This window comes from Acinetobacter sp. KAM396 (assembly GCF_021602765.1).
GTDB classification, from domain to species: domain Bacteria; phylum Pseudomonadota; class Gammaproteobacteria; order Pseudomonadales; family Moraxellaceae; genus Acinetobacter; species Acinetobacter towneri_A.
Genome location: NZ_BPPH01000001.1, coordinates 78,570 through 93,267 on the forward strand (window position 1 = coordinate 78,570; position 14,698 = coordinate 93,267).

Sequence of the window (14,698 nt, forward strand, 5' to 3'; positions counted from 1 at the left end):
GATTGTCAAGCCTGTGCCAAAAGAATTTTTGCCTGTTTCAACTGACGCTCACCCACACCTTTTTCAAGGATCGCATGCGGCAAAAACATGGCATAATTCAACTGTTGTTGTTCGCATTGCTCGACCAAACCCATCATCAAACTTAATTTTTCTTCGTGGGTCGGTGCAGGCATGTGTTCATAATAAATATCGATACTCTGTTGATCCTGATATTGTTCAAATACTTTTACATATAAGCCCTGACCGCGTGCAGCTTGCTTCCATGACACGGCTTGCAAGGAATCGCCCAATTGAAAATCACGCAGCTCACGAAACTCGTCTAAATCGGGTTGAAAGCTGTGTAGATGCTGTTTGTTTTCTGCGCTATATATGTCGGCTTTTGGCGCCACCCAAGTGATACGTGACAAATTCAAGTAAGTCCATGCACGTACTAGTCCAAAAGGATAAACCGAATAAATGTGTAAATGAGGGTAATGAAACTGCCCACGTTGTGCTGCAAAAAATGTCAAAATATACTGCTGTTGGGTGTCTTGAATGAGAACCTTTGCTAATTGATGATCGGCTTTAATCCATAAATAACGTGTCTGGGCGAGCTGTTGTTTGAAATGCAATTGTAATTGCAATACTTCGCCCACTTGCCCAACTTCCGGGGTCACAATTTCAATCTCTAATTCATGCAGCTGCTTAAAGGTCAAATAAAAACTGATACACAAAATGGCGCTGATCAAAAAGCAAAAGCCTAAAATCAAGTTATTACCATAATTCACGCCAGCAATAAACGTGATCAAAATCAGTACTAAATACAGATAACCCTGTTGGTAAGTAAAAACCAAAATATCTTTTTGTTTTAAGATTTTGTGCCGATCAAACAGAAAACGTGTCTTGATCCAGTTTTGCCATGCTTGCTTCAACATGCGTGTACTAACTCACTTTAACCTGTTGCATCACCTGCAAAGTTTCTGCCTCACTCAATCCAATACGATGTGCCGCAACGGCCACAAATACCGCTTGAATATCATCGGCAGTGACAAAACTGCGTTGCTCGATTAAGGCGTGAGCTTGCGCTGCTTTTTTTAATGCCAAAACACCACGAGTCGATAATCCGTGGCGAGCTTTACGGGTTTCTGCGGCTAAGTCGAGTAAGTAGTCTAGCGCAGTATCTGATACGTGAATTTCTGTGACCAATTGCTGTAAGTTTAAAATTTCTGTTTCAGTAAAAATATGTTTCAAACTAGCAATCAGCGCATGTCTTGAGTTTTGTTGCAACAGCATTTTTTCAGCAAAACGCGATGGATAACCCAAAGTCAAACGCATTAAAAAGCGATCAAGCTGTGATTCTGGCAGCGCATAAGTACCACTTTGAAACAGTGGGTTTTGTGTGGCAATTACCCAAAAGGGTTGTGGTAAACCATAACGCACACCATCCACCGTGACTGCCCCCTCTTCCATGGCTTCTAACAAGGCACTTTGAGTTTTAGGCGAACAACGGTTAATTTCATCGGCCAATAAAATTTGGGTAAAAATAGGACCTTGCTTAAATTCAAATTGATGTTCTTTTTGATTGAACATATTTACACCAATCACATCACTAGCCAGCATGTCATTGGTAAATTGAATGCGCTGAAATTGTAGACCTGCCAAGTGGGCTAAAGCGCTCGCTAAGGTAGTTTTACCTAATCCGGGTAAATCTTCAAAAAGCACATGCCCGCCTGCTAACAAACAACTTAGCGCCAATTTGGTCTGCTGTTCTTTATCTAAAATAATGGTATTAATTTCTGTCAAAAAAGCCTGAATTTTGCCAGCATAAAATTCAATTTGTGCATTGAGCGGTTGCTGCGCTTGCGTCAGTTGTTGTTTTTGAACTTTTTCTGTACCCCAAATCACAGTAAATCCCCTTGTCCCAAAAAAAATGGCGCATGTTTAAACATACACCGTTTTTCTAAATTTCCAAAGAAATCCTAAAGATATTCTAAGCTGCCTAATCACTGAGGGTTAAGCAGCCCATATCTCTATACTTTTCATCCTGATGCGGGATTAACACGGACACTTTTTCAAACCACCTTTTGCCGATGGATAACGGGCATCGACACAATAACGATAAAAAGTCTTCGCATCCATGGCTTCTAAATCTGGATGATGCTTACGCATGTGTTCCAAATAGTTCTGATAATCCGGTACACCAACCATTAAACGAAAACTTTGTTGCAAACGCTGCCACAAAGTAGCGATACGCGACCAGTTTTTCGGATTCAAAATCAAATCCTTTTGCGACATGATGGTCATTTTAATGATGTTGTAAATCACTGTTTTGCCCTGTTGGGCAAATTTCAGCTTAATCATGTGCTGACTCCTAATGACTGCTATTTGGCTGAATAGTTTCAGGATCACGATAAATCGCTTCGGCTTCATGTACAGTTGGCGTTGGGCTTGCCAATGCACGGCGAATTACCCTAATAGCAGCGAACAACATCACAAATGCCACAATCATAAAGAATGCACATAACACGGCGTTAATTTGATTCGACATCACAATGGTTTGCATTTCGGTGACTGTTTTAGCAGGTGCTAAAATTTCATTGCGTTGAATTGCGGCACTGAAACGATCTGCTTGCGCCAAGAAACCAATTTTTGGATTGTCGTGGAAAATCTTTTGCCAGCCTGCGGTCATGGAAGTAATGAACAAGAATACGGTTGGGATAATCGTCACCCAAACATATTTTTCTTTTTTCATTTTAAACAAAATCACTGTACCTAAAATGAGCGCCATTGCTGCCAAAATTTGGTTACCAATACCAAACAGCGGCCATAAACTGTTAATACCGCCTAAAGGATCGACCACCCCTTGATAGACGAAAAAGCCCCAACCTGCCACTGCGACTGCCGTGCCAAGCAAGTTACCAAAGAAATTATGAGAATTTTTCACCACAGGAATAACAATCCCCACAGTATCTTGCACCATGAAACGGCAAGCACGTGTACCTGCATCTACCGCAGTTAAAATAAATAAAGCTTCAAATAGAATGGCAAAGTGATACCAGAACGCCATCATCGAGCGGTTATTAAAAATCTCGGTGATGATATGTGCCATACCAATCGCAAAAGTTGGCGCACCGCCCGTACGTGACAGAATCGAGCTTTCGCCCACTTCTTTTGCCAAAATGGTTAAAGTTTCAGGGCTCACCACAAAGCCTAAATTTCGTACCGCTTCTGCCGCACTTTCGACAGTTGTACCTAAAACTGCAGTGGGTGCGTTAATAGCAAAGTACACGCCCGGGTCTAGCACCGTGGCACAAATCATCGCCATGATCGCCACGAAAGACTCCATCAACATGCCGCCATAGCCAATCATCCGAATGTCTTTTTCGTTATTGACCAGTTTTGGCGTCGTACCTGAAGAAACCAGTGCGTGGAAACCCGAGATCGCACCACAAGCAATCGTAATAAATAAGAAAGGAAACATCGAACCCGCAAAAACAGGGCCAGTACCATCAATAAATTGTGTCACGGCAGGCATTTTCATTTCAGGCATTGCAAATACAATCCCGACAGCCAAACCTGCAATCACACCAATTTTTAAGAAGGTAGATAAATAATCACGTGGCGCCAACAGTAACCACACAGGCAATACTGAGGCAATAAAACCGTAAGCAATTAAGCACCAAGTCAGCTCTGTACCACTTAGGGTAAACAGTGGGCCCCAATAGGGATGTTGTGCTACATTTTCACCGTAGATAATACCCATCATCATCAGTACAAAACCAATAATGGAGACCTCTGCAATTTTCCCTGGGCGGATAAAGCGCATATAAATGCCCATAAAAATTGCAATTGGGATGGTGGCTGCAATACTAAATACACCCCACGGGCTATTGGTTAAGGCTTTAACCACGACTAGCGCCAGCACAGCAAGAATAATCACCATCACACCCAATGCACCGAGCATGACAATCACACCTGCAAATGAACCGAGTTCTTGCTTGGCCATTTCACCCAAAGAGCGACCATCACGACGGGTCGAAATAAACAATACCAAAAAGTCCTGTACTGCACCCGCCAACACTACGCCCACCAAAAGCCAAATAGTCCCTGGCAAATATCCCATTTGTGCAGCGAGAATAGGCCCGACTAAAGGACCTGCACCTGCAATGGCCGCAAAATGGTGCCCGAACAGCACGCCTTTATTGGTCGGCACATAATCCAAACCATCTGCCAAACGATGTGCAGGGGTTAAACGTCGTTCATTTAATTCAAAGACTTTGGTGGCAATAAATAAACTGTAGAAACGATATGCGATGCTATAGACACAGACTGCGGCTAAAACTAACCAGACTGCATTGACGTGTTCGCCTCTACTGACTGCCAATATCCCAAAAGATACTGCACCCAATATGGCGACCAAAAGCCATATAATTTTTGAAGTCAGAGTTGACTTCGGCTGAACAGATTCCATTTCAATCCCTCATATTTGTTGCATTCAATCAGCGTCTTAAATTATTCGAGGTACTGCTGTTTTCCTTTGCGACTTTACTCTGCATCTCCTTGTTTTGATCTAATACTTTGGCATAAAAAAAGGGATGATTTTCATCATCCCTTGCGATAATAGTCTATTTTTAAACCATTATGCACGTTCTAAATAATCGCCAGTACGAGTATCTACACGAACGCTTTCTTCTTGCTGAACGAATAATGGAACACGTACTACTGCACCTGTTTCAAGTTTCGCTGGTTTACCGCCACCGCCAGAAGTATCACCACGAACGCCTGGATCAGTTTCAACGATTTTTAATACTACGAAGTTTGGTGGGCTTACTGTTAAAGGTACGCCATTCCACAACATAATGGTACATTTTTCGTTTGAATCATCTTTTAACCATTTTGCAGCATCACCCATTGCGGTTTTATCAGCAGCTATTTGCTCAAAAGATACAGGATCCATAAAGTTCCACATTTCGCCATCGTTGTAGAGATATTCCATTTCTACTTCTACAATGTCAGCTGCTTCTAATGAATCACCAGACTTAAATGTTTTTTCTAAAACTTTACCAGAACGAAGGTTACGAAGTTTTACGCGGTTAAACGCTTGACCTTTACCTGGCTTTACATATTCATTTTCCATGATTGAACATGGGTTACCATCAAGCATAACCTTAAGGCCTGACTTGAAATCATTCGTAGAATAATAGGCCATGACTGGCACACTCCAAACTGACTAACTTAACTATATATGCTACAAGCAAATGACCAACGCAGCTTTGCGATGCTCGCCATCTTGCAACATCTTTTTTTTCATCGGACGTATTGTAAATGAGCAAGCCATAACGAAGCAATGAAAATCCACTACCGATCGCCTCAAGATATCGGTAAAATCAGCTGTTTTATAATGATTCTGATTCAAAGCGATCAAATCATTCACGGCATTCACGCTCAATAAACACAGAATTCTTCTAGGCTATACAGATGTGTGCTTGGTTCATTTCACCTTATATTTAAAACTTTTCTGGCATGATCAATTACCTGTACCAAGAACAAAACTGGCAATCTCAACTCAGTGACTTGATCACCGACCCACGCGAATTGTTAAATCTTTTAGAGTTGTCTGAACAGCAGTTGCTGTCAGGTGCATTACTGGCATCAAATCAGTTTAAATTGCGTACCCCAAGAGCATTTGTTGCCAAAATGCAAAAAGGCAATCCGCTCGATCCCTTGCTATTACAAGTTTTGCCGCATCATTTAGAACTTGAAGATCATCCCGGATTTGTCACCGACCCTTTGGGTGAGGAACAAGCCAATCAACAACCTGGAGTCTTACACAAATATAAATCACGCTTTTTGCTCACCCTGACTGGTGCTTGCGCCGTGCATTGCCGTTATTGTTTCCGAAGACACTTTCCTTATCAAGAAAACCTGCCAAAAACTGAAGATTGGGACAATATCCGTAATTATATTGAAAGCCAGCCCGATATTAATGAAGTGATTTTAAGTGGTGGTGACCCACTCACTTTGTCAAATCGTAAATTGAATATCTGGATTGAACGCTTAGCATCTATTCCGCAATTAAAATTTTTGAGAATTCACTCACGAGTTCCGATTGTTATTCCCAACCGTATCGATGAATCGCTGATTTCCTTACTAAAAAACAGTAGGCTGCGTATTATTCTAGTGGTACACTCGAATCACGCATCAGAATTAGATGACTTTACGTGTTCGCAACTCACCAAGTTAGTTGAGCAAAATTTCACCGTTCTGAATCAAGCAGTCTTATTAAATGGGGTCAATAATTCTGCTCAGGTCTTGGCCGATTTAAGCTATCGTCTTTTTGATGCGGGGGTGATGCCTTATTATTTACACGTGTTAGATAAAGTAAAAGGAGCGTATCATTTTGATTTAATGCCGCAAGACATTGATCACATCTATAAAGAGCTTTTAGCGAACTTACCTGGCTATTTAGTTCCTAAACTCGTTAGGGAAATTGCGGGCGAAAAAAACAAGACACCTTTATTTGGGGTTTCAACTTATTGAGTTAAATAATAATCATGAATATAAATACTTCAGATCTTTTTCTAGTTCCCAGCGAACTAAAGCTGGAGCAATTGAGTTTTTGTCAAAATACGGTTAAAAGCATTCAAGCGTGGGCAACGGATTTATCCATTTTACAATTGGGTGATTCTTCCCAAGCCCTGTTTAATGCACTGTTAGAAATTTCACAACTGAAATGTCAGGAAACATTACGTTTTGACTTAATTCAAGCTATTCATCCAACACTTGAAAATGTACTCACCAGCCTAGAAAAGCATTTTTTCAATCAGGCCTTAATTAGTAATGACCGCAACGATCATATTGTTGAACTCGCGCTGTTATTACGCAGTCACTTCGCCAAAGTGTATATTGATATTTCCCGACGCAGTCACCAACAACTCTCTCAACAAAAGTTTTCTTTATTTGCCTTTAATTTAAAGAAGAATTTACAAACTGCACGAGTTCTATCTAGCTATTATGCTTTACAGCAATTGGCTCTACTGCGCTATCAACAACACATGCTTTATAGCCCCGCCTTGCCAAATCAGTGGCTGATTGCACACCAACTTTTAGATACTGCAATTCAACAACATTATTATTTAAATAATATTAATCAGTTACAAGGTACACAACATCAACTGATTAATATTGCACAAGCCTATGCACAGCTGATTTTATTGGAAATTTTCAATACCCATCAAATTCGACCTACTGAAATTCAAGGTTTATATCTTTGTAGCTTTGACTGGGCAAAACTGATTCAAGTTTTACCCAAAGAAACGACATTTTCACGTTATGTGGTCGATGCAAGTAAAGATCATCCCCCTATTTACAATTCGCACCAAAGCCAAGGCTTTCATGCCAACATTTTTATTGCAACTCAATCCCTGCTTGATCATTTAAATGAAGCTCAAGGTCGTAAAGCTGTAAATTTATCACGCAATGAAAAACTGTTCTTAACTCCTGCCCTACATTTCCACTTGCATAATATTTTGACCAATACGGCAGAACGTGTGCATGAGCGTTATGAGTATTCGGCACGAATTAAAATTTGCTTTGGATTAACTGTGGCACATTTTTATCTCTCTAATGGTAAAAACTTCAATGAAACATTGGCTTTGGGAGATAACTACCAATTCCAGAATGAAAGCCAGTTTGTCAACGCCATGCATGCCAATTCTACGGTAGATATTAGCGCTGTTAAAACTTTAGACCGTCAAGCCAAACAAATTCACAATGCCGATGTTTTAGATATTAGTGTCAATGGCTATCGTATTAAATGGACCGGTGAAACACCGAAAAACCTTAAAACTGGTGAATTTATTCTCGTTCAGGAAAATAGCCAAAGTCCGTGGCGTGCTGGTGTAATCCGTTGGATTAAACAATCAGTTGAAAAAAGTTTAGAAGTTGGTTTGGAAATTTTAACTCAAGATATTTATCCTTGTTCTGTTTTTATTAAAACAGATCGACATACGGGAAATTATCATCCAACATTATTGGTACAAAGTACACAGGTTGATGAAGTCAATAACACGTTGATTTTGCCAAATCTGCAAATTTTACGTGATAAAAAAACCATACAATTACGTTTAGGTGAAGAAGAACTTAAAGTGTTCTTAATTAAACCGTTACTGATTACCCAAAGCTTTATTCGCTTTGATTTTGAGTTGTTAAATGATCAACAACAGCCTTTAATTGATGGTTTTATTCAGAAACAAGTGAATGAAGTTAAAAATCACGATATATGGGAAGCATTAAAGTGAGAAATCCATTATTATCTAAAAAGCTCAAACGTACCAAAACACGTTTACTCATAATCGATGACAACCAAATACGTTTTAATCAAATTTGTGAGCAACTCACTGCAAATGAGCACCGTGTTCAGGCTTATCTCTTAGATGACATAAAAAATTTTGAAAAACAATTACATTTAACTTGGGATTTGGTGATTTTTGGTCGTGCTTATGACATGAAAATCGATCAGGCCCTTACTTTAATTCGTGCATCACAGCAACCGAATCTTCCGCTACTGTTACTCAAACCAGATGATTACGATGCCACACAATATACCAGTTATGTGCGCAAAGGCATCTATGACATTATCAATTTAGATTATCCTGAACGCTTCTATTTTGGCTTAATTCGCGCATTGTCTTTTAGTCGCTTACAACAGTCACAAGAACAACTTATGACTGAACTTGATAATGCGCAATCACAAGCACAGGCGCTAGTCGAAGACAGTAGCAAAGCTGTGGCAATTATTCAGGAAGGAATTCATGCACAAGCCAATGCTGAATATTTACAGCTATTTGGTTTAAAAAGTGAAGATGACATTATTGGCTTGCCATTATTAGATTTATTGCAACCCCAAGATATTACAGATTTTAAATTCCGCTTTAAGAAAGTCAGTCAAGGACAGTTTGAACACGGCCATTTTGATATTCATAGCCAAAACCCGCTTCTGGCACAACAAAACCCACTCAAAATTGAATTCATTGCAGCAGCTGACGACGCCATACAAATCACCATAGATATTGAAAATACTGCGCATAATACAGCCCCTACTCAAACCACCTCAGACAAAGCGACAGCAAAGCCTAGCGCCTACCAATTGGTGAATCGTACTTTAGCCAAACAGCCTTCTAGTGATAATGCTTTGGTGGTGTTTTCGTTGGCGAACTGCCCAGATTCAATTTTCCAATCCGACTGGCAAACCACAAAAAATTACTTTGCCAACATTAAAAACTTTTTAAAAGAACAGACCAATGTACCTTTATTTAATGTGAGTAATGGTTTAGTCGTTGGTTTGTTCCAAGCAGAATCGCCTACAATTTTAGAATCAAAACTGATTGGCTTAAACTCACTCACGAAACCCCAATTACTCACGGTAGATCAACACAGCTATCCGCTTAATTTGCGTATTGGTTATGTGCCGCTCACTCAAGATATTCAAAATGAAAGCAATTTTGAACAACTGATTAGCCAAGGTTTTGCCAACGCATTACCAAAGCCACAAGAACAACATAACTCAGGTTTAGCCTTAGACTTATCCTTTGGTGAATCTAATTTAAATGTAATTGAACCTGCCGTTGCTGTACCACAATCCTACAGTGAATCAGCAATTATTGCTGCTATACGTCAAAGCCTAGATCGAGGTGAAATTCATCTTAAATATCAACAACTTTACGACAAGCAAGATACTAACTTATATACCTACGAAGTAACCAGCGGCTTTATTTTCAATACCGAATGGCAACCACTGACTGGCTTAATTGACTTGGCAGAAGACCCAGAATTAGCCATTAAACTGGATCGTTGGATTTTGGTTGAAGCCTGTAAACAATTACACAATTTCATTACCCAATACCCTGAAGCAAAGTTGATTGTCAATTTAAACAAATTTGTTTTATTACAAGACCGTAGCTTCCCTGAGTTTGTGTCTAAACTGATTACGATTATTGGAAGCCGTATCAGCCATCCATTAATTTTGCAATTCTCAGAAGAAGATATCAGTCAAAACTTAGGTGATGCACAGAAACAAATCAATTTATTACGTCAGCACGGTGCTGAAATTTCTCTACGTGATTTTGGTCATTCGATTTATAGTGAATCCATCTTGAAACAAGTTGATATTCACTACTTAACCTTACACAGCGCACTGACTGAAAAACTGGCTTCAGATGACTCTACGCAAGAATTGCAGGAACAATTGAGCATTTATAGTGAAATTAAACCTATTGAAGTGTTATTACGTGACTTAAATGATATGAACCTGTTTGCAAATGCATGGAATGTCGATGCACGCTTTATTCAGGGTGATTATTTCCAGAAAAAACTCGATCATTTAATTGATGTGCAAGACCAATAAGGTCTTGTGCATTAGGGTCTATATTTTTAGATCCTAAATCTAAGGCACAAAAAAACGGGCAATTGCCCGTTTTTTTGTACTGGATATTAACGTTTGATAGAACGTGACATACCAGCAAAACGTTGTTTGAACTTGTCGATACGACCGCCAGTGTCAACATTCTTTTGCTTACCAGTGTAGAACGGGTGGCATGCAGAACATACGTCAAGATAAAGAGTTTCTTTACCAACTGCTGAACGAGTTTCGATTACGTTACCGCAAGAACAAGTTGCAACTAATTTTTCATATTTTGGGTGAATATCGGCGCGCATCGTCGATTACTCCTAAGATTTAAGAAGGCTTAAGCTGTCATCGCAATTGGTCACTCTCATTAACAAAAATGAGGAAATGCTTTAAAAACAGACCAACACCACAACAGACCATTCTTTTGGCCCACCGAGACGGATACCGTCAGAGCTAAGCACAACAAGTTGGGCAATATTATACGGAATAAAATATTTTAAAGCTAATTATTCTTAGGAATTTAATTCTTGCGGTTCAGTCGAATCTGACTGCTTCTCAAGATAATTGGCAATCACGCCACACACCATTAACTGAATTTGATGGAAAATCATGATGGGTAAAACAATCATCCCCAAAGGCTGCCCAATAAATAAAATTTGTGCCATTGGTACACCACTGGCTAAGGTTTTTTTGGAGCTACAAAAAAATGCGGCAATTTGATCTTCACGTGCAAAACCCAACCATTGCGGTACAACCCACGCCAACCACATCACAAGGGTCAATAACATTGAGCAGGCAATAATCAACAGCAATAAAGTCATACCACTGACTTGATGCCACAATCCTGCTACCACTGCCCCACTAAATGCGCCATAAACCACCATCAAAATCGAACCCTGATCAAACACCTTGACCAATTTTGGCAATTTCAGCATCTGTGGAAAAACATAAGGACGTAATAATTGCCCCAAGATAAATGGCACCAATAACAATAACGTAATTTGAATAATCGAGTTTGTCGGGTCAAAACCGTGCTCAGACTGCCCTAAAATAAAGATTCCTACTAAAACCGGGGTAATAAACATCCCAATTAAATTAGAAAAAGACGCACTGCAGACTGCGCTGGCAACATTGCCTTTTGCCACTGAAGTAAAGGCAATTGAAGATTGGACGGTTGAAGGCAAAAAACACATGAACAAAAACCCCCAATACAACTCCTGCCCAAGCATTGGAACTAAAATTGGCTTAGCTAGCAAACCTAAAATCGGAAATAACGCAAAAGTAAAAGTAAACACCAACGCATGCAATTTCCAATGCATCATGCCTTGAATGACAGCTTCACGTGATAATTTCGCCCCATGCAAAAAGAACAAAATTGCAATGGCAACCGTCGTAATCACACTAAAAACTTCGGCGGCCTGCCCTGACACAGGCACGACACTGGCGAGGATCACCATCACAAACAAAAGAATGGTAAAACGGTCCAATGCCAATAACTTCAACATAAACACATCCTGTATTTTTTACTGTTGCAAAAAAAGCCCAGTAATTTTTACCTTTCGATAAAGGTATATTACTGAGCTCTATTCAAAAAGCGAGCATTTTAAGGTGATGTTCAATATTTTTAAAATGAATACTGAACAATATACAGTTTATTGTGTAATAAACGTTTATTTTTCACTGTTGCACAGATAAAGATTAATTATTGCGTGCGTTCTGATCTTGCTGAATCAGTTCAATCTTATAACCATCTGGGTCTTCAACAAAGGCAATGACCGTCACGCCACCTTTCATTGGTCCTGCTTCACGTACCACCTTACCACCACGTGCTTTAATTTCTTCACATGCTTTGTAGGCGTCTTCCACCCCAATTGCAATATGACCATAGCCATTACCCAAATCATAACTTTCTGTATCCCAGTTATGGGTCAGCTCCAAAACGGTATGATTTTCTTCATCGCCATAACCTACAAAAGCAAGCGTAAAATGACCTTCTTCGTAATCACGCTTACGGAGCAAAGTCATACCTAAAACTTCTGTATAAAATTTTAATGATTGCTCTAAATTACCAACACGTAACATGGTATGCAGCATGCGCATGACATTCATCCTTTTATTCAATCGGTTTTGCTTGTACGTTGATGCTCACCCAACAGTTTCGCTACCCACACCACTAAAATTAGAATAGGTATTCCAATTAAAGTGGTCATAAGAAAAAAGTTCGGATAGCCAATATTCGTCACTATAGTACCCGAATAACCGCCTAAAATCTTAGGGGTCAGGGTCATAAGTGAGCTAAAAATTGCATATTGCACTGCAGTAAATGATACACTGGTTAAACTCGATAAAAAAGCAATAAAAGCTGCACCTGCCAAACCTGAAGCCAAGTTATCGACAATAATGGCAAAATATAACCATGCTGTACTATATGGTTTAATCACCTTGCCCTGAATTTCAACCATATTGTTTGAAGATGATTGAACGATCGGCAAAGGTTGAATATCTACATCCAAAGGATTGGCTTCATGAGTGCTTAAGTCCACCTGATAGGTTTGACTGTGTTGCTGTATTATTTGCTGCCCATTCCACAGTACGACTTGTAGTTGTTTGCTTGGTGAGTCTGCTAAAAGCTGTCCTGCAATCGCTGCAGTAAAAATCCCTTGCGCATCCAGTTTTGCATCAAAACTTTGCCCATCTAGTTGTAGTACAATTTTTTGCTGTTCGGTTAAGGCAGGCCCTGCATATTGCCCACGTACGACAATACTGTTACTGGTTTCATTTGCGCTAATACGATTATCCGACGTCAGTGGTAAAAACTGAAGTTGCGCAGTTTCGGCCTCAGTTTGATGCAAATACGGCATCGCCACTAAACGTGACGGCATATCGCCCGTTTGGTATTGTGCACGCACCTGAATTTCATCCTGCGTTGCTAAAACCTGACTAGGCACAGCCACTTTCCAATATCCAACTTCATCGGCTTGGGTTTGATATTGTTGCTGCCCCACATAAACTTGCACATCGCTCAGTTGCTGTCCTGACTTCACCAGACCAATAAAAATAAGATTAGTGGATGATGCCAACACTGCACCGACAAACATTAATTTCATAATGTTCATGCGCTGTGCCAGTAAGCCACCCAAGAAGCCACCCACCAAGCTAAAAATAACCCCATAAACCTTAACCGCTTCGGCAATTTGTTCTTTGCTAAAGTTTAGATCCTGATAGAACACATTAGAAATTACACCTGCAATAATGTCTGAAACTCGATAAAAACCAATTAAGAGTAGTAACACCAGTGCCAGTTTCATGCCGTAGCGTTTAAAAAAATCTGCGACAGGATGCACCCATGTTTCAAATGCCATCTGTTTATTGACTGCGCCCAATTTGACCAAAATTGTGCCCATACCTACAGCCGCTGCACCCGATGCAATAAATCGTAAAGCTTCTATCGAAAATAATAAAAATGCATCTTTGAGTTGGAATTGTTGTTTTAAGGTTTCGGTTAAATTACCCGAAAAAACATAGCAGAACACAAAACTTAGTACCGCAACAAAAAACACTGCAACTAGACGGAAATAGTCACGTCGTTGATAATGCTTGTTGACCCGATTGACTTGTGGTTCACGAATCACTAGAGTCGTGATAATGCCAATCAGCATCACCGAAGCCATCGCCAAATAAGTCATTTTCCATGCACTATAAATATAGTTGCCTTTGGCTGTACCTAATGATGCTGCCAAAAATAAAGCACCTGCCCCCGCGACAATCATCCCAATGCGATAGCCCGCGTTATAGGTCGATGCCAATACGGTTTGCATTTGAGTTTCAGCCAATTCAATACGGTATGCATCAATCACAATATCTTGCGTAGCAGCAGAAAAACCCAGTAATACTGCTCCAAATGCCATTTGATATAAATGTGACTGTCCCAACGCAGGGTCAGAAAATGCCATCACGGCAATTGCACAGACAATTAAACATTGGGCAATGAGAAGCCATGCCCGACGACGCCCCAGTTTTTTAGTTAAATAGGGTACAGGCAATTCATCAATTAATGGCGCCCAAACAAATTTAAAGGAATAACCCAAAGCGGCCCAGCTAAAGAAGGTCACTGCACTTTTATCAATACCTGCTTCGCCCAACCATAAGGATAGACTGGAAAAAATCAGTAAAATTGGAATACCTGCAGAGAAGCCCAAAAACAGCATAATTAGCGCACGACGGTCTAAAAATGTCGTAAATGCCGCTTTCCACCCTGTATTTTGTGCTGAAGTTTGCCCAGTCTGTTGTGTGGTCATTCGATTATTATTT

12 protein-coding genes are annotated in these 14,698 nt (G+C 40.0%); 3 read left to right on the top strand and 9 right to left on the bottom strand.

Annotated features, from left to right (window positions below; translation table 11 throughout):
* Positions 1-5 precede the first annotated feature (5 nt).
* The 5 genes from L6C30_RS00470 to efp form a co-directional block, all read right to left on the bottom strand.
* Positions 6-911: a DUF58 domain-containing protein gene (locus tag L6C30_RS00470; RefSeq protein WP_236162311.1), complete on the bottom strand. Its 906-nt coding sequence runs from the start codon at positions 909-911 to the stop codon at positions 6-8.
* A 10-nt stretch (positions 912-921) separates the two neighbouring features.
* On the bottom strand, positions 922-1,848 hold the full coding sequence (locus L6C30_RS00475) for a MoxR family ATPase (protein WP_152421051.1): 927 nt from the start codon (positions 1,846-1,848) through the stop codon (positions 922-924).
* Between the two features lie 186 nt (positions 1,849-2,034).
* Positions 2,035-2,340 (bottom strand): YbdD/YjiX family protein, encoded by a 306-nt coding sequence (locus tag L6C30_RS00480; protein ID WP_019837636.1) that lies wholly within the window; start codon positions 2,338-2,340, stop codon positions 2,035-2,037.
* Positions 2,341-2,350: 10 nt separating this feature from the next.
* Positions 2,351-4,450 carry a carbon starvation CstA family protein gene (locus tag L6C30_RS00485; RefSeq protein ID WP_236162242.1) on the bottom strand — a complete coding sequence of 700 codons (2,100 nt, stop codon included), beginning with the start codon at positions 4,448-4,450 and terminating at the stop codon, positions 2,351-2,353.
* A 168-nt stretch (positions 4,451-4,618) separates the two neighbouring features.
* Positions 4,619-5,188 (bottom strand): elongation factor P, encoded by a 570-nt coding sequence (gene efp / locus L6C30_RS00490; RefSeq protein WP_026438184.1) that lies wholly within the window; start codon positions 5,186-5,188, stop codon positions 4,619-4,621.
* A gap of 314 nt (positions 5,189-5,502) precedes the next feature.
* On the opposite strand from efp, the gene epmB reads away from it, so the two are divergent.
* Genes epmB through L6C30_RS00505 form a run of 3 tightly spaced genes read left to right on the top strand, consistent with a single transcriptional unit; the run spans position 5,503 to position 10,384 of the window.
* On the top strand, positions 5,503-6,519 hold the full coding sequence (epmB, locus tag L6C30_RS00495) for an EF-P beta-lysylation protein EpmB (RefSeq protein WP_236162241.1): 1,017 nt from the start codon (positions 5,503-5,505) through the stop codon (positions 6,517-6,519).
* A gap of 14 nt (positions 6,520-6,533) precedes the next feature.
* Entirely contained in the window at positions 6,534-8,279 is a 1,746-nt protein-coding gene (locus tag L6C30_RS00500) for a GTPase (protein WP_236162240.1), read from the top strand.
* Positions 8,261-10,384: an EAL domain-containing protein gene (locus L6C30_RS00505; RefSeq protein WP_236162239.1), complete on the top strand. Its 2,124-nt coding sequence runs from the start codon at positions 8,261-8,263 to the stop codon at positions 10,382-10,384. Before L6C30_RS00500 ends, L6C30_RS00505 begins: the two co-directional genes overlap by 19 nt.
* Before the next feature lie 86 nt (positions 10,385-10,470).
* Here the strand turns inward: L6C30_RS00505 and rpmE are convergent, their stop codons facing one another.
* From rpmE to L6C30_RS00525, 4 genes are all read right to left on the bottom strand, one after another.
* Positions 10,471-10,695, bottom strand: coding sequence for a 50S ribosomal protein L31 (rpmE, locus tag L6C30_RS00510; protein ID WP_004971624.1), 225 nt, complete (start codon positions 10,693-10,695; stop codon positions 10,471-10,473).
* Between the two features lie 204 nt (positions 10,696-10,899).
* Positions 10,900-11,898 (bottom strand): bile acid:sodium symporter family protein, encoded by a 999-nt coding sequence (locus L6C30_RS00515; RefSeq protein WP_236162238.1) that lies wholly within the window; start codon positions 11,896-11,898, stop codon positions 10,900-10,902.
* 187 nt (positions 11,899-12,085) lie between these two features.
* A complete protein-coding gene (gloA, locus tag L6C30_RS00520) occupies positions 12,086-12,487 on the bottom strand; it encodes a lactoylglutathione lyase (RefSeq protein ID WP_236162237.1) in 402 nt (133 codons plus the stop codon).
* A gap of 17 nt (positions 12,488-12,504) precedes the next feature.
* Positions 12,505-14,685 carry an MFS transporter gene (locus tag L6C30_RS00525; RefSeq protein WP_236162236.1) on the bottom strand — a complete coding sequence of 727 codons (2,181 nt, stop codon included), beginning with the start codon at positions 14,683-14,685 and terminating at the stop codon, positions 12,505-12,507.
* Between the last annotated feature and the right edge of the window lie 13 nt (positions 14,686-14,698).